Consider the following 17,103-nt stretch of genomic DNA (forward strand, 5'->3'; position numbering starts at 1 on the left):
TCGGATGGGACTGAAACGACGAATACTTCTACATCCCTATCCCCGTCCAGTCATAACCTTCTCCTAAACGATACTTCCGCAGCACCTCAAGTCACTACGACACGATAAAATCAACAACTTGTTCTACATCTCATGCACTCACGACTCACGAACATGCGTCCAATCTTCAATAGTTTACCCGGTCGGCACGAAGCGCCTTGAACTGCAACAGCGTCAGCAGCGCGAGCAGCACCAGGAAGATCATCGAACCCGCAGAAGCGAGGCCAAATGAGTAGCTGCCAAAGGCGGTATGATAGATATATGTGGTCAAAATTTCAGTGGCGTAGTTCGGACCTCCGTCCGTCATTGTGAAAATGAGGTCAAACGCCTTGAACGATTGAATCGTCGTATAGGCCACAACAATCGTTGCCGAAGGTCCCAGCAGCGGCCAGGTCACGGTACGGAATACCTGCCATTTGCTGCCGCCATCCATACGTGCTGCTTCATACAGCTCCGCTGGAATGCCTTGCAGACCTGCGATAAACACGATCATCATCTGCCCGGCATGCGCCCAGACTTGTACAGCTGCAATCGAGTAGATAGCGATCTTGGGATCGCCAATCCAGTTGTGGGCCATTCTCCCCATACCTGCCTCGTTCAAACCATAGTTAATGAGCCCGATCGAAGGATCGTACATAAAAGCCCAGATCAAACCCACCGATACGGAGGACAGAATCGCAGGCAGAAAGTACAGCGCCCGGAGCGCGATGCGTGTCTTTGTGTTGCGTACCAGGAGCAGCGCCAGAACAAGTGAAATAAAGGTTTGCGCAATGACAACCGTTAACATGAACTCCACGTTGTTGCCAAAGGCTTTGCGAAATACGATGCTGCTGAGACTGTCCTTGTAATTATCCAGCCCTACAAATGCATACGACGGGGATACCCCGTCCCAATCCGTAAAGGAGTAGAACAGCCCCGTCAATGTAGGAAATACGAACAGTGCAACGTACAGCAGCAACCCGGGTAACAAAAACAGGGATAGCTGAATACGGTTCTTCATCGTTTATTTCCCGATATGCTGATCAATGATCGCTTGTGCCTGCTGCGCTGCTTCTTCAGGAGAAGTTCCGCTCAGCACGGCCTGAATGGAGTTCGTCACTGCTTTCTGATTATCTCCGTTCAGGATGGTAAACCGTGGCTGGAACACGGTCTTTTTGCTCTCCCAATCTCCGGCAACCTGAAGTTCAGGTGTATCGTACTTCACATCATTCACCGTTACATTCTGTCCCGTCTGGTTGGCATATTCGCCAGCTACTTCTGGATTACTCAGGAATTCGATGAACTTCTTCGCTTCTTCCGGATGTTTGGACTTGCTGTTCACCGCAAGCATGAATGTGGTGGTATGAACGCCTTCATACTTCGCCTGATCTGCACTTATGGTAATCGGTGCGAGTAATTTTTGCTCCAGATTCGGATTCTGCTGTTTGTTCTGAGCGAGTTGGTACGATCCACTTGCGAGCATTGCTGCTTTTTCCTGAATAAACAGCGCGCCTGCCGCAGGGTCTTTCGTCCCCAGTGCATCCTGCTGGAAATATCCTTTGTCGTTCAGTTCTTTGATCTGAGTTAATGTTTTCACCCAGAACTCATCCGTCAGTTTGGCTTCGCCAGCTTCTACTTTGGTAAAAATGTCGTCACTCGGCGCATTGTTCATCACCATCGTATTCATGAATTGGCCCGGACCAATGTCCGCTCCAGCAAAGGCAATCGGAATAATGCCATTGTCTTTCAGCGTCTGGCAGAGTGCCAGGAAGCCTTCCCAATCCGTCGGTGGTGTCAATCCATATTTTTCGAACAGCTTCACATTATAGATTGGATCGTTGTATACGAGTTGATAAGGGATTGCATATTGCTTCCCATCGTGCTGGCCTGCTTCAATTAACTTAGGATTGTATGCAGACAGAAACGACGATCCGGTCAGATCCGTGAACAATCCGGCTTTGGTGAATGCTTCGAACTGCGCACCCGGGAAGGAAGCAAATACATCCCCTACGGAACCGTCACCGATTTTGGATTGCACGGTGGATTGGTATTGATCGGAAGGTAGCGTCTGCATCTCCACATTAATGTTCGGGTTCTCTTTTTCAAATGCGTCAATGGTCTTGTTGAGTGCTTCGGAATCCTCTCCACGCCAGTGCATGAAGCTAATGGTCACTTTGCCTGAACCTGAGGAGCCGTTCTCTCCGGATGCCGCATTATCTCCGCCGCCGCAAGCCGACAGCAGGATGGACATGACCAGCATACTGACGAGGGGCAGGATATATTTTTGTTTTTTTCTCATGAAAGAAGACCTCCTGAAGATATTTGATGTAAGTTGCACGAATGTTTTTACACTGGGTACTCCGAGTGCAGTACCATCTTCCGATCGCTGTTATCCCCGGATTTTTTGAATTATTTTTTTCAATGGGAAAATCCGGTGATAAAGGCGAGCGCTCCGCTTCTTCAGATCGGTTCTGCTCTCTCCGTTAAAGTGTAAAAACAAGTTGAACTCACTTAATTGGTAGTAACTGATTGCTGTATTTGTCTTGTTTTCCACTTCTCACGAATGATGGGCATCACCGTGCGGCCGAAGATTTCGGCTTCTTCCAAATGCGGGTACCCGGATAATATAAATGTGGTCACACCCAGATCGCCGTATTCCATCAACCGGTCTGCAACCTGCTCCGCTGTACCCACGATGAGAATTGCTCCGCCGGAACGAACAACAGACAAACCTGTCCACAGGTTGGGACCTACGACGAACTGCTGTTTCTCGGACAGTTCCCGCAGCTCATTCTGTCTACGCTGGTTCGTTGCATCCGTCTCCGCGAAGGCTGCTTTGGCTTTTTCGATGGCTTCTGGTGGTACTTTGCTAATGATCTCCCAAGCGGCCGCCCAAGCTTCCTCTTCGGTATCCCGAATGAGTACCTGTGCCCGCATGCCGTAACGGAGCTGACGATCTTGTCCGGTTTCCTCTTTGATCTGTTCGCGAATAACCTCAATCTCTTCGATCTGCTCCTGAATCCAGTCATGCGGTTCTCCCCACATGAGGAATGTGTCTGCGTGTTCAACAGCGACACGTTTCGCAATCGGTGAACTTCCACCCAGGTAGAACGGTGGATACGGATTTTGTACCGTTTCAGGCATGCCTACCGGACCTTTGAAATTGTAATATTTACCCTTAAACTCCGATGGTTGATTGGCCGCACCTTCCCCATTTGCCTCAGCACCGCTTCCAGCAAATTCAGTCAAATTGAGTCCAGTCGATTGCGTCCATGAACGCTTCATTACTTCCATGTATTCACTCGCCCGTTCATAACGTTCATCATGGGCATAAGCCAGCGGGTCTCCCAGTTCCTCCAAATCCCGAACCGAACTGCCTGTCACCACATTGATCATGGCACGACCGCCAGACAACTGATCCAGTGCCGCCCCCATTCGCGCTGCTAATACAGGGGTGACCAGACCTGGGCGAATGGCAACAAGCGGACGCAGGGTTTTCGTGTGACTCATGACAGCCGAACCCACGACCCACGCATCCAGACACGCTCCACCTGTCGGGATCAGTACAAATTCAAATCCTGCCTTCTCCGCCGTCTGCGCCACATCAATCAGATAATCCAGGCTTGGTTCCCGCTCCGGGGCAACCCCTACATACTTTCCGTCTCCTGCTGTAGGCAAAAACCAGCCAAACTTCATCTCTTCCTGTTCGCTCACGCAAGTCAATCCCTTCTATGAATAAATAAAGTCTCATGTTAAAAATAAGGTCATTGCTCTGCAACTTAGCCGTTCCGGTTACGAATCGTTCTTTCGATCACTGTTATCTCCAGATTTTTTGATTCCCTTTTCCAAGGGGAAAATCTGGAGATAAAGGTGAACGCGCTGCTTCTTCAGAATCGATTTCGTCCCCTCCACTACGTTCGCACTCGTTAAACCTTATTTTTAAAGTGCGCCTAATTTCTAATCATTTTATAAGTACGAAAACATCCAAATGCCGATTAATTAACTTGGTTTAATAGGTATGGACATCATACCAATTGATTTGTCTGTGATCAATGTCATTTCGCGGCAATTTATTTTTGTCATTTTGTGGTGAATTCACAGGAATAAGCCATCCTGATCTTGAATATTTACAAAACCCACCTGTATAATAGGTTATAAGAGAAACTTTCAGAGATTACAAACTATACTTATATTAAAGAGGTGTTCCTGATGACCGAGAGCATGAAGGAGGACCACCACGAGTTTTTGGATATTATTTTTTTTACTCCGTCTGAATTTGAGAAAGCCGGTGGAGCATGGCCGATTCGAATCGGCCGTAATATAGCCAAGAGCAACTATCATATCGGCCCTCGAACGACACCTTTCCATTATTTAATCTTTGTTCTGGAAGGTGAGGGAACATTCATACAGAACGGACATCGTTACTCCTTGCGTGCCCGCGATGCCTTCTGCCTGTATCCACAGGTCACCCATGAGTACTGGTCCGATCCGAAAGAGTGTTTGCACAAAATTTTCATCGCCTTTGATGGAAAACATGCAGCAGAACTTTTGGCACGAATCGGACTCACCCCGGACTCGCCGCATCGTTCAGGTGTACTTACTCCGGAGACGGCAAGTGGCATGCGTGCTTTTATGGAAGAGGTTCGCAAACCTCAGGGAGGCGCAAGCGACCTGGGACGACTTACCCGTTTTCTCGGATTGTTTGACCGGATTGCCAAATCTCCCGCTACCCGAGTGCTTCAACCAGACTCTGCTACGCCATGGCTGCAAAGGGGCAAGGAGTACATGGATATTCATTTTGCCGGAGGTATTACCGTGGAAGGCGTTTCTTCACATGCTGGCGTGGATCGGACCCATTTTGCCAAACAGTTTCGCAAAGCCTATGGTCTGTCTCCTGTCCAGTACATTCAGCGTCTCAAAATGAATCAGGCCAAACGACTGCTTGTCCAGACCCCGTTAACGTTAACTGAAGTAGCGCACTCGGTGGGTTATCCCGACTTGTTCTCCTTCTCCAAAGCATTCAAAAAACAGGTCGGTCTGCCACCCAACCGATATCGAACAGCCGAGAACAATAAAAGCTGATTTGTGGCCAATCGCTCGCTACTGAAAGCTACCTAAAACTACCTAAAGCAAAAAGGCAAGCCTCCTTGACCGGAGACCTGCCTTTTCCTGTTTACAACTTACAACACTCTTTCTGTGAACTACTTCCCCCCGCTACTTCGTCTCCTCGCTCTTTCGAGCCAGCGGAATTCCGTTTTCCTTTGCATACCATGCTTCATAATGATGCACCGCGACACCTGCAAAAGAGGAATGAGAAGCACCGAGATCAAACACTTTCTTCATTTCTTCGTCCATGTTGGTAATCGATTTACTAAAAAAGGTTAGATGATCACCTTCATGCGTGTCCGCCAGCTCGGCTCCAACCCATACTTTCTTGCCAAGCTCATCCGCTTCGTCCAGCTCTTCCTTCGATAGATCATACATCTGCTGACCACGATCCCGATAGGCCATAATGGCCACCGCATCAAAATGGTCGATCACCCAGCGGCTGAATGTACCTCCGCCTTCGCTTTCTGCCGATTCACGCGCATCCAGCCAGAATGGTATCGCAGCGCTCATGTACAATCCGGCGTCATCACCTGCTTGGGTCCACGCCTTCATGTTCTCGCTCCACTCTGCAATAACGCTGTCCTGCTCGTTCTCCCAGCGTTTTAGCTGATACGGTTCCACATCCAGTTGAACGCCCTCAAAACGTTCATTTTTGGCAGAAGCTGCATTATAGGTTCTTACTTTTTCAATAAAAGCAAGTCCCTCTTCCCGCTTCTCCGTATAGGCCCAGTCTGCATGACCGTTCAGGGCGTGCACCTCGATCTCGGCCTGCCCGGCAGCCGCTATGAATTTGCGGTATGTCGCGTCTGGTACCTCATCCTGGATTTGCAGGAAAATAGTATCCACACCCTGCGCTTTGGAGAAGGAGATAATCTCCGGCGTCTGCTCGGCAATAATGGAAGCGTCCCACAGCCAGGTCGCTTTGTGTTCCTCATGTGAAAACCATTTGAGTAGCCAGGACAGAAGAAGCAGGCAGAACAGCAGGGCCAATATGGCCCATTTTGCCTTCATCGACAGTTTGCCCCACTTGTTCGTTATATTCCTCAGACGAGCAACGCTTCACTTGGCTCAAGCACGGGGTGCTGTACCGAGTGACCAATCTTGTAAATGTGTGGATGTGTGTACGTTTTGAACGCATTACGTGTATCCAGAATCGGTACACCCATCTCGGCAATATCAAAGTAAGGCAAATCGCTGTGGTTGGTGATCAGCACGATGCAATCGTACTTTTTGAATTGCTCCAAGTTGAACACTTCGCTGTATACTGTCTCGCCATGCTTGTCCAGGAACGATTCAGCATGTGGATCATAATAGCTGACATTGGCTCCACCTTCCTTGAACAGCTCATAGACTTCCAGTCCCGGAGATTCACGCAAATCGGCAATATTCGGCTTGTATGACATACCGAGCAACAGAATGTTGGATTTACGTACCGATTTGGAGTACTCGTTCAGAATGGTTGACGTTTTGTTCAGTACATAATATGGCATGTTGTCGTTGGTGGACTGGGCCAGCTCAATGAACTTGCTGTAGAAACGGAATCCTTTGGCCTTCCAGGACAGGTACATCGGATCCAGCGGGATGCAGTGGCCGCCGATGCCAGGGCCTGGATAGAAAGGCATGAAACCAAACGGCTTCGTCGCTGCCGCATCGATAACTTCCCAGATATCTATGCCCATTCGGTCGCACATCATCGCCATTTCATTGACAAAGGCAATGTTTACGCTGCGGAACGTATTTTCCAGCAGTTTGGACATTTCAGCCACTTTTGGCGAAGATACAGGTACAACCGTTTCAACGTATTTGCTGTACAATGCTGTTCCAAGCTTCAGGCAGGCTTCCGTTGTGCCCCCGATGACTTTCGGTGTATTAAACGTCGTGAATCGTCCGTTGGACGGGTCCACACGTTCAGGCGAGAAGCACAGGAAGTAGTCTTTGCCAGCTTCATGTCCGATCTTGTCCAGCTTTTGCTGAATCAGTTCTTCGGTTGTACCTGGGTAAGTGGTGCTCTCCAGCGTAATCAACATGCCTGGTTTCATGTGCAGTTTAATCTGATCCACAACCGTCTCAATATAGGACGTATCCGGGTCCTGGTTTTCACTAAGCGGTGTAGGTACACAGATGCTCAACGCGTCGATCACACGCAGCATGCTGTAGTCTGTTGTAGGCTGAAAACGGCCGCTTTGCATCACTTTTTTCAATTCCTCAGACGAAATATCGTGAATATAGGAATCTCCCTGATAGATACTATCCACTTTGGATGCATCCAGATCAATTCCGATTACCGTAAAACCCTGATTAACCATTTCCACCGCAAGTGGAAGTCCTACGTAACCGAGCCCGACCACGCCGAGCACCGCTTCTTTATTTTCAATCGCATTCAGTAATGTGTGGAATTGTTGATTCTCCATTATATTCCCTCCAGGCAGCGTATTAGTTTGGTTGATGACGAATCCATTTGATAGATGTTTGTCTATAGATGTACTTGTCTGTCTAATCGAAATGATTAACGGATAAAAACTATTATTTCTCTTGGCTTTGCTCGTGGTGATTAATGCAGGCAGCGCCGGATTCGGGCATCCAGCTCCACAGGTGAGAACGGCTTGGTCATATAATCATCGACTCCGCTGCGGAAGCATTGACTGATTGTCTGTTCAACACGCTGTTCCGTCAACACGACGATTTTGGGAGGCTGCTCCACATCCAGGTTCTGGATATGTTGAATGAACGGCAGACCATCAATGCCATACAGATTCAATTCGGTCAGCACCAGATCGGGCGTGATTTTCTCAATCAGTTCCAGTGCAGCCAGTCCGTCCACCGCTTCATAGGTTTCGTACCCCTGCATCTTCAATCGCAATTGCAGAAACTCGCGTATCGTCGGATCGTTATCCACAATCAAAATTCGTTCCGGCTCGTCTGCCGTCTGGTCCAGCGTGTAGATATGAATTTCCGACGGGTCTACCAGCTTCGCGGACTCAGCCATGTGCTGGATGGTTGCCTTGGAAGGACGCTCACCTGCCGGGAAACTTGCCAGCGTGATTTGCGGATCGGCACCAGGTACCGTCTGCTGCAATTCATGCTTGATGCGAAGTCCCTCATAATGAACCTCATCCAGTGTCAACCCTGGCAGCAGGACAGCAATCGCCTGTGTGGCTCCATCCTCCCAGACCTGGAACCCAGACTCATTGGTCTGCTCCAGATGTGTCCTGACCTGCTGCACCGGCTGAGACTGCCCTGCACAATGGATGAACATTAAGCCGCATGTCTCGGCACCCGTTTCCTTCAATCCCTGTTCTACACTGCGGTACACATTAACGGCAGCCTCACGCTGCAATGTCGCCGTAATTGGCATGTTCTTTTCCACCCTTCTCCTTCGGTTATCTATACAAGTTCAACTTAGTTGAACATCTATATGGTTTCTGCTGTATTACATTGATTACGCTGTGCCTAGGCTGCTTCGCTTGTCTTCTCTTCCTCGGACCAGCTTTGGCGTGTCATGGTACCCCATGAGTTGTTGTTTTGCATGAACTGGATATGCCCCTGCAATCTCCACAGCACGCCGAGCTGATGATAGCCGACGAATTTCAGGGCAGAGTAGAACAGCATTTTGACCAGATCGGACAGCTTGTTATACCGCTTGAATGCAATTTCCTCGAGCACTAGGGCTCCCACACTCAGCAGATAACCACTCACAACGTTGAGCAATCCAAACAGAAGAAGTATCGGCCACTGGGTCATATCCATCAGTACATATCCCGTGAGAGCGAGAAGTCCGGTAATTCGGAAATACGGATTCAGCGCTTCAAAAAGGATATTGTATGGCATAGTCAGCATGCCCATGACTTTATATTTCGGGTTGAACAGCATGCCGCGGTTCTCGAGCATGTTCTTCAGATTTCCGCGTCCCCAGCGCTTGCGCTGACTGGACAAGATCCGGTAGGAATCCGGCGCCTGTGTCCAGCACACGGCTTCAGGGCAGAAGGCTACGCGGTATTTCAATTTGTTCTCCAGCATATAACGGTGAAGCTTGATAATAATGTTCATGTCTTCACCCGGATATCCGTCCCGGTATCCACCAACCGCGATAACGGCATCCTTGCGGAACATGCCGAAGGCACCCGAGACGATAATCAGACCATTCATGTGACTCCACCCGATCCGTCCGCCGAGAAAAGCTTTGAGATACTCGATGGACTGGAACATCGGCCAAATTTTGCGAGGCAGTGAAACGTCCTGCACTGCCCCGTTTTCGATTTTGCAACCATTCGCTATCCGTACATCCCCGCCAATCGCTACGGTCTCTTCGGGATTCTCCATATACATGCGTGCCATGCGGATCAGGGCATCCTTCTCCAGCAAAGAATCGGCATCAATGGAAGAGATCAGCGGATAATGGGACAGGTTGATTCCTGCGTTGAGAGAATCGGCCTTCCCGCCGTTCTCCTTGTCAATGACATACAGGTCCGGAAATTCCGGATTGTGATAGATCCCGCGAATCTTCTGACAGGCAATCTTGCCCCGAATCTTTGTGTCTGGTACCGGCTTCAGACGATATTCTTCCAGCAGCACCTTCAAGGTAGTATCGCTGGAGCCATCATTCACTACGATGACTTCATACGTTGGATAATTGAGCGTCATCAGACAGTTCACATTTTCGATAATCGTCAGTTCCTCATTGTAAGCGGGCACCAGCAAGGAAACCGATGGCACCAGCTCCGAGCCTGACAACGTATTGTATTTGGAATACTGCGACCGTCTGAAGATCGTCCAAATGTTACGGAATGATAAGGCTAGAATGGAAAAATAGAGCGTATTTACGGCAACGACATAATAGATTGCCACCATGCCGTAGATTAACAGTAGATCTCTAAGCAGTGTAATCCCCTCCTACCGCAGCCACACCTGTACGTTTCTTGCTAATTGTCCGGTTCCCACGTACGGGACCGAAGTACCGATCATACAGCAGCCTTTTTTTGTTATGTGCAATCATCTGGTCAACGGCTTTGTGGTCTGTTCCTGAGTGCTGCATCGTGCTCTCAATCTGTTGCATTGCAATTTCGCGTTCAGCACCTGTACCCTGCACGGCGGCCTGACACAAGGCTTCGAATCCCGGTTCGCCCAGCTTGCTCAGGCTCTCCGCACTGTTATAGCGTACGCCCCAGTCTTCATCACGCAGCGCTTTGCGCAGCAGTGGAATGCTGCCTGCCGCATGTTTTGAACCGAGCGCCTGAACCACTTCGGCACGGACCTCCGGGTCCGAATCCTGCATGAGCTTCAGAATGGTCTCGTCCTGAAGTGCCGGACTTGCGCTAAGATACAGCTTCACCGCTTCGGCACGCACATCCTGATGTTCTGCGCCAAGGAGTCTGTCGAGTGCAGGCATTACTTCGGGTACAGCCTGTCCCCACATTGCAACCAGTCCCACTTTGACAAAATCAGGATTACGATCTTCCAGCAATTCAAGCAAAATTCTGCTGGTATCCAAACTGGTTTCGAGCAAAATATCTGCTGCCAGATGATGAATCGATTTTCCTTTGGTTAACAGCAGGGCAAGCATGTCTTTCAGTTCACCCTGACGGGTGGTGCATCTGGCGATTGAACGACCAATCATAATCGCCATTGGGCCAGGCTTCTCATCCTTGAGCAATTCCATCAAACCTGGAACGGCCTCTGGACAACGCATACCTCCCAATCGATAAGCTGCATCAATCTGGCGTCCGTAACGAATACGACTCAGTTCCTTCAGATCATGCTCTACAAACCCGGCTTCACGGCAGAGCGCAATCAATTTGTTGCGATACTCTCCCTTGAACTGGTCAATCCATTCAATAAGCTTGCTCTGGATGACCCGACGCTCGAGCGGAGCCAGCTTCCCGGGTGGCAATCGGAGGAGGCTGTCCTCAGTCAGCGCCGTCTGCAGATACGTAAAGTAATCACGCTGCTTTAATTTATAAAATTCAATCTTGCGCCGTTTGCCGTTGTGGGACATTTTCATGGCAAACAGCAGGATCACACCCACAGCGACGAGCGCTGTGCAGATGTATAAAAATAGATAAGCCAAAGCCAAATTCGGAAACATGTGAAAAGGTCCTCCTTTATACTCATTTATTCGGTCTGAAAACTTGGAATTTGTTCATACCGTTTCTTCATTTCCCCGTAGCTCAGTTTCAGTCGCTCACTGTACTGTACCTGCTCCCAAGGCTGCCAGCTGTACACAGGCAATGTCTTCACATCCAGTGTCTTCTGTTCACCACCAGGCCAAGAGATATTGCCAGTAGAACGATCCATTAACCACGGAACCAGAGTCACACCCTTGACTGCGACAGTTTCGAATTCCCGTCCACCCTTCAGTGCTCCATACTTGATCGCTTGCAGTGAACTTGGGTCACCGAATCCAAGCAGCATCCATGGAATACGCATCTCCACCTGATTTCCGTTATACTGCCAAGCGGTTAACGAATCGGTATCAGACTGATCTGGAGCTGTCGTTCCCCGCTTCAATATACCGACCTTCTCATTCATGAACGGTTGGGCGGAACGGGTATCCGGTGGGGTCATTCGCAGGCTGACCGCCAGATTCCATGGATGGAATGGATCTGCCGCGTTCTCTTGCTCCTCGGGCAGCATCCCGTAACCTTCCTTGCCATAGAGGCGTCGGTTAAAGTCATAATCCTTGGCGATCTCCACTTGTGATTCATCATCCTGTCCCAGTGTAATCACCGTTTCGAGCCCATCACTGAGCGTTCGATCCGGAAGTCTGGTGCCCGGCTGATTACCACCAGCCAGCGTATCCGTTCCGATGCGCAGCAAGGTCTGGTCCGGGTCAAAAGGTTGATCCAGCGTCATGCCAATGTACAGGTAGGCTTCATCATGGGTCATCTTCATTTCCTTGATGCCATCCACCTTGCCTTGCCAGAGAGTGACCTCTTCCTTCTTCAGCGCATTCCAGTCATCCAGCTTCCCGTCGATGGTCAACTGTTCCTGTTTACCCGGGTCCATGGCGAGCAGACCGAACATCTTTTCATTCGTGAGCACGTTCAGCCAGTAGGAGCGGCGATCGGCCGGAATTTCCAGCGGCATCGTGTTCCAGGTTTTTTTGAACCATTCATCCTGCCACATGAACAAAATCGCTCCTGCATACCCTTCGTCATAAATATCCTGAGTCAGCGATGCGTCGATCTCTCCTTGCTCTGCCTCGTTATGTCCCCCTTGATTGCGGCCTCCCATACCCAGATGGGAAATCCCAAGCGAAGACGGTACACCGTACTCTGTAACCATTACAGGCATATCGGAAAACTCGGCTTTGAGCTTGCGCAGATAGCTTTTGTACGTGTTGTACTTGCCGTTCTCATCCTTGATGGTCTGGAGTGTCTGGTCCGTATGGAACAAGTCCGGGTAATAAGGGTACACATGGTATGCTGCAAAATATCCGCCCTGCCATTCTTGGGGTTGAATATGTCGCGCATCCACACTCACCAAATCCTCTTCAAACAGCGGCTCGCCCGGATGATCCAGCACATCGGTGGTTACCCAATTGGTGAAGGTCATCGGATGCTCCCACCCATACTTCTTCTCCAATACGGCAGTATAGTCCAGCAGCTCCGCCAGCCAATTCTCGAATGGTGATGCATCCTGCGTCCCGGAAAAATGAACACCCTTGTACTGCGGCACATCCGGATGGCTTTCATTCGTGTTGTTCACCATCGAAGGGTCCCACTCGGTACCCACATGCCAAGCCATCAGGTATTTTCCAGCATTCGTCTTGTATTTGCCGCTCGACTCTCCGGGTCTATCGGGAATGTCTGCATCCCCGTATACAGCGGATACCGCCTTCTCAATCTCTTGCTTGAACGTTTGTTCAATATCGTCAGCATAGGCATCCTGCTTCTCAATCAACTTTTCTTCCGGCGACCATATGCCCTGTATAAAATATAACGGTTGCTCCCGGCCGCGATTATATTCGACTAATGCTGTGTAAAAGATTGGCTCATGTACCGTATACACCCGGATGACGTTGGCTCCCAGATCCTCTATCTGCTGGAACCACCGCAAGTAATCCTCTTTGGTCAACGGGAATTCGCCCGGGTAATGTCCCGGTGAGGTTGCGCCCAGATTTACACCTTTGACGAACATCTCCCGCCACGTCCCATCGGGTCCGTATTCCATGAACCGGTCTCCATCAGTCTTGAATTTCATCTCCGTGCCGTTCTCCGCTGTGTACGTAACGAGCTGGGGCTGCATGTAGTGCCATCCGGCCAATATTCCGCCTGTCACTACGGCCGCTCCTGTCAACATCGTCAACAACCAGCGTCTTCGTCTTCGTCTGCTCATGGCTCTTAATTGCTCACCTCTCTAGTATGCATCCAGCTTCACCTGCAAATCTTAAATGACATGAAGTTCTGAGGGAATTCCGCTTCGGATGTCCGCTTTGGGTAGAGATGTCAGCGGTGTAGTTCTCACTATAGCTCTAAGACTCTGCATTTGTAACTAGGCTGATGGAAGCAAACATGAACTGCAACATTCTGCCCATAATTCGTAAAAAGCACCATCAACTTGCATCCATGAGCCCTCTTGGCCTCTATGCTCCATGGACATGAATATTTGCCACTTTATCGTCCTCTTGAGGTTCTTCCAGCCTGGCACATCTCTACCCGTTATTGTTATATGCAACGCGGATTACGAGATCTGTTTCCGCTTGAACGCTTACCCCATTAAACGCAAGGTAAATGTTAAAGTTGCGGACCTTTTTACAGTATTAACCATAAAGATTACAAAATTGATACTATAGTCCGATAACGCATCAGCGAAAATCCGCGTCCTATCAAGGTTTTCTGAAAAGTGCAGAAAATGAAAAAAGGACATCAGTCCCCCCCTATAGGACTGTGCCCATTTATATTACTTTTACACAAAGCCGAATGAACACCCAGTCATCACCCGGAAGTCACGGATCTCTTACATGAAATGTAAAAAACTACATCTTATTTCCTAAATTTTGACTCTATTAGGTCTGTTCAATAATTGTGTCCAATTTGCAAAATAATTCCGGTTGCCGCATCTGACATTGTCATATATGCTTATAAAACAGGAACACTTGTTCCATACTGTAAATAAACTGTAAATAACACTCACTGAATGGATCCCATTTCCGTACAGAAGCAGCTGGATCATCTATAAAAGGAGAGAAGTACTATGCCCCGCAAAGACGGACGTGTCATTATGCTGGCCGATTGCCAGTCATTTTATGCCAGTGTGGAAAAGTCTGCACATCCTGAATACAGAGACCGTCCGCTTGTTGTTGCGGGAGATCCTGCACGCCGTTCAGGCATTATTCTGGCAGCCTGCCCACTCGCCAAGTCCTATGGAATTACTACAGCAGAACGACTGGGTGAGGCTCTCGCCAAATGCCCCGATGTTGTCGTCATTCGTCCCCGGATGGCCGAATATATTCGTGTTTCCCTGCACATTACCCGTATCCTTCAGTCCTATACCGATCTGGTTGAACCGTATAGCATTGATGAACAATTTCTCGATGTCACCGGAAGTTTGGACCTGTTCGGCAGTCCTGAAACGATTGCCCGCAGCATTCAGGACAGGGTCATGGAAGAGACTGGCGTCTATATCCGCGTCGGCATCAGCGACACCAAGGTTGTCAGCAAGATGGCCTGTGATCTGTATGCCAAAAAAGTCCCGGGAGGCATCTATACGCTGCCCCGCAAAGACATGCAGACAACATTGTGGAAAAAGCCTGTTCGAGACATGTTTATGGTCGGTTCCCGGATGGGGCAGCATCTCTATAAGATGGGGATTCATACGATCGGTGATCTGGCGCAGACTCCATTGTCCCGGCTTAGAGAACGTTGGGGGGTAAACGGTGAGGTACTGTGGCGTATTGCCCGCGGGATCGATGATTCTCCGGTAAAACCCGGGACATATGCTCACCAGCAGCAGGGCATCGGACATCAGATGACATTGCCTCGGGACTATGAATCATGGGCAGACATCAAGGTGGTGCTGCTCGAATTGGCAGAGCTGGTCAGCCGGCGTTCCCGGGACAAATCGCTCATGGGCAATGTCGTCTCTGTAGGCTGTCGGGGGCATGATTACGATCGTCCCACCGGCTTCTCCCGCCAGATGAAGGTAAATGAACCTACCAACATCACCGATGAAGTATACGATGCGGCAGCAGCTCTGTTTCTGCGCCATTGGGACGGATTACCCATTCGCCGCATTAGCGTGTCATTGACCGGACTTGTGCCCGATTCCGAAGTACAGCTGTCCTGGTTTGATGACCGGGAACGCAAAAGAGAACTGGAACGTGCCACGGATGACATCAAACGCAAGTTCGGAGATACCGCGATCATGCGGGCCTCCTCGCTCTGCTCGTCCGCACAGGCACAGGACCGTTCTCATAAAATTGGAGGTCACTATAAATGAGTAAAAAATTACAGCAAAACGGGATCTTTGAATCCTCACGCATGATGCTGCCCGAACACCGGGAAGCCTACATCATTCATCAGGAGCAACTCGCTCCCCGTATTCGCCCGTCCCTGGATGCCCAGGCAGCGGAAGAAATGTCCCGCTTGCTTAGCAACTCCATGCTGCTTGGGGATGCAGTCACCATCACCCTGTTCCATGAACATGATGATATCCGCTTTACCGGGCAGGTGCTTCGACTGGACTCCCCTTCCCGTACGCTTAAGCTGCTAACAGAGACCGGGACCCGGGACATTCAGATGAATCTCATTACGGATGTGGTACTTGCGAATGAATGATGAATGATGACGAATGAACTTGATATAAAAGGAGCCCCCCATGAACTCCGCGTTGCGGATATACCGGAATAGATGCAACATGGAAATGGCCATGCAGGACCCTTTTCCTACACGATCGGATGCAGAACGGAAGCAGTCGACAAGTCGCATTCATATCGGACCATTTCGTTCCAAAGAAGCAAAAGGTCAGATTGGTGATTCATTGGCTGCTCCAGAGGGTAAGGGGAAGACTTCGTTAGAACAAACTCCAGTCAAATTCATTGGAAAGACGTTCGAGCAGATGCACACCTGCAATGCTGTTTCCTTTCCGATTCAGAGCCGGACCTACAAGACCGATACCAAACTGGCCTGGAACCAGGGTCAGGATTCCGCCCGACACTCCACTCTTGGCAGGCAGCCCGACCTGAATCGCAAATTCACCTGATGCATTATACATACCGCAGGTGGTCATGAATGTCTTGGCGATCTGTACATAACGGCGAGGAATAAGCTCATTCCCGGTGATGGGATCTGTCCCGTCATAGGCAAGCACCAGTGCCATACGGGCCAGGTCCGAACAAGTCACCTCTATGGAGCAATGCCTGAAATAGACGGCAAGCACATCCTCGACGTCATCCTTGAGCACACCGTTATGCTTCAGAAAATAACCAAGCGAGCGGTTCAGATGGCCTGTATCCGATTCGGATTGAAATACCGCTTCGTTATAACCCAGCCGATCATTATTCGCCAGCTTGCGGAAAAATTCCAAAATGCGCCGTGATTTCTCCTCCTTGCAATCTCCGGCAATCAGGGACGATACCGTGATCGCACCTGCATTGATTAATGGATTAAACGGAATACCCGGTTCCACCAGTTCAAGCTTGATCATCGAGTCGTAATCATCCCCGGTGGGTTCTTTTCCTACATTAAAAAAGACCGCTTCCTCCCCATGATCCATCAGGGCCAGAATGAGTGTAAATACCTTGGAGATACTTTGCATCGTGAACGGGACACCACAATCCCCGGCTGATACGTCATTTCCTTCGGCGTCCATGATATGTATCCCCAGTTCATCCTGCGAGGCCTTGACTAGCTCCGGTATATAGGAAGCTACTTTCCCCTGTCCAGTGTGCAGACGGCTGGTCTCCAGCCATTCCGGCAGTAACAAGTTCAGGCGTTCCATTGCAGCATTGCTCATCTCCATCTCCTCCAAATCTCTGTA

Annotated in this window: 13 protein-coding genes; 3 read left to right on the forward strand and 10 right to left on the reverse strand. The window is 49.6% G+C overall.

From position 1 onward, the window contains the following. Nucleotides 1-166: 166 nt before the first annotated feature. From JNUCC31_RS03800 to JNUCC31_RS03810, 3 genes are all read right to left on the reverse strand, one after another. Entirely contained in the window at nt 167-1,039 is an 873-nt protein-coding gene (locus JNUCC31_RS03800; protein WP_192268674.1) for a carbohydrate ABC transporter permease, read from the reverse strand. Nucleotides 1,040-1,042: 3 nt separating this feature from the next. Beyond that, entirely contained in the window at nt 1,043-2,317 is a 1,275-nt protein-coding gene (locus tag JNUCC31_RS03805) for an ABC transporter substrate-binding protein (protein WP_192268676.1), read from the reverse strand. A gap of 212 nt (nt 2,318-2,529) precedes the next feature. Then, on the reverse strand, nt 2,530-3,714 hold the full coding sequence (locus JNUCC31_RS03810; RefSeq protein WP_192272713.1) for an LLM class flavin-dependent oxidoreductase: 1,185 nt from the start codon (nt 3,712-3,714) through the stop codon (nt 2,530-2,532). Nucleotides 3,715-4,227: 513 nt separating this feature from the next. On the opposite strand from JNUCC31_RS03810, the gene JNUCC31_RS03815 reads away from it, so the two are divergent. Then, nucleotides 4,228-5,100, forward strand: coding sequence for a helix-turn-helix transcriptional regulator (locus JNUCC31_RS03815; protein WP_192268678.1), 873 nt, complete (start codon nt 4,228-4,230; stop codon nt 5,098-5,100). Nucleotides 5,101-5,232: 132 nt separating this feature from the next. Here the strand turns inward: JNUCC31_RS03815 and JNUCC31_RS03820 are convergent, their stop codons facing one another. From JNUCC31_RS03820 to JNUCC31_RS03845, 6 genes are all read right to left on the reverse strand, one after another. Continuing rightward, nucleotides 5,233-6,138 (reverse strand): hypothetical protein, encoded by a 906-nt coding sequence (locus JNUCC31_RS03820; protein WP_192268680.1) that lies wholly within the window; start codon nt 6,136-6,138, stop codon nt 5,233-5,235. 32 nt (nt 6,139-6,170) lie between these two features. Continuing rightward, nucleotides 6,171-7,538, reverse strand: coding sequence for a nucleotide sugar dehydrogenase (locus JNUCC31_RS03825; RefSeq protein ID WP_192268682.1), 1,368 nt, complete (start codon nt 7,536-7,538; stop codon nt 6,171-6,173). Nucleotides 7,539-7,678: 140 nt separating this feature from the next. Further along, on the reverse strand, nt 7,679-8,482 hold the full coding sequence (locus JNUCC31_RS03830) for a response regulator transcription factor (RefSeq protein ID WP_192268684.1): 804 nt from the start codon (nt 8,480-8,482) through the stop codon (nt 7,679-7,681). 95 nt (nt 8,483-8,577) lie between these two features. Then, nucleotides 8,578-9,975: a glycosyltransferase family 2 protein gene (locus JNUCC31_RS03835; RefSeq protein WP_192268686.1), complete on the reverse strand. Its 1,398-nt coding sequence runs from the start codon at nt 9,973-9,975 to the stop codon at nt 8,578-8,580. Between the two features lie 22 nt (nt 9,976-9,997). Next, complete coding sequence (locus tag JNUCC31_RS03840) at nt 9,998-11,209, reverse strand: HEAT repeat domain-containing protein (RefSeq protein ID WP_192268688.1); 1,212 nt, start codon at nt 11,207-11,209, stop codon at nt 9,998-10,000. Between the two features lie 26 nt (nt 11,210-11,235). Beyond that, complete coding sequence (locus JNUCC31_RS03845) at nt 11,236-13,461, reverse strand: hypothetical protein (protein ID WP_192268690.1); 2,226 nt, start codon at nt 13,459-13,461, stop codon at nt 11,236-11,238. A gap of 858 nt (nt 13,462-14,319) precedes the next feature. Between JNUCC31_RS03845 and JNUCC31_RS03850 the strand changes: the two genes are divergently transcribed. Both JNUCC31_RS03850 and JNUCC31_RS03855 read left to right on the forward strand, forming a co-directional pair. Then, complete coding sequence (locus tag JNUCC31_RS03850) at nt 14,320-15,564, forward strand: DNA polymerase IV (RefSeq protein ID WP_192268692.1); 1,245 nt, start codon at nt 14,320-14,322, stop codon at nt 15,562-15,564. Then, nucleotides 15,561-15,902 carry a YolD-like family protein gene (locus JNUCC31_RS03855; protein ID WP_192268694.1) on the forward strand — a complete coding sequence of 114 codons (342 nt, stop codon included), beginning with the start codon at nt 15,561-15,563 and terminating at the stop codon, nt 15,900-15,902. Before JNUCC31_RS03850 ends, JNUCC31_RS03855 begins: the two co-directional genes overlap by 4 nt. 235 nt (nt 15,903-16,137) lie before the next feature. Here JNUCC31_RS03855 and glsA read toward each other — a convergent pair whose 3' ends face one another. After that, nucleotides 16,138-17,079: a glutaminase A gene (gene glsA / locus JNUCC31_RS03860; RefSeq protein WP_192268696.1), complete on the reverse strand. Its 942-nt coding sequence runs from the start codon at nt 17,077-17,079 to the stop codon at nt 16,138-16,140. Nucleotides 17,080-17,103 lie beyond the last annotated feature (24 nt).

Source organism: Paenibacillus sp. JNUCC-31, assembly GCF_014844075.1.
Lineage (GTDB): Bacteria > Bacillota > Bacilli > Paenibacillales > Paenibacillaceae > Paenibacillus.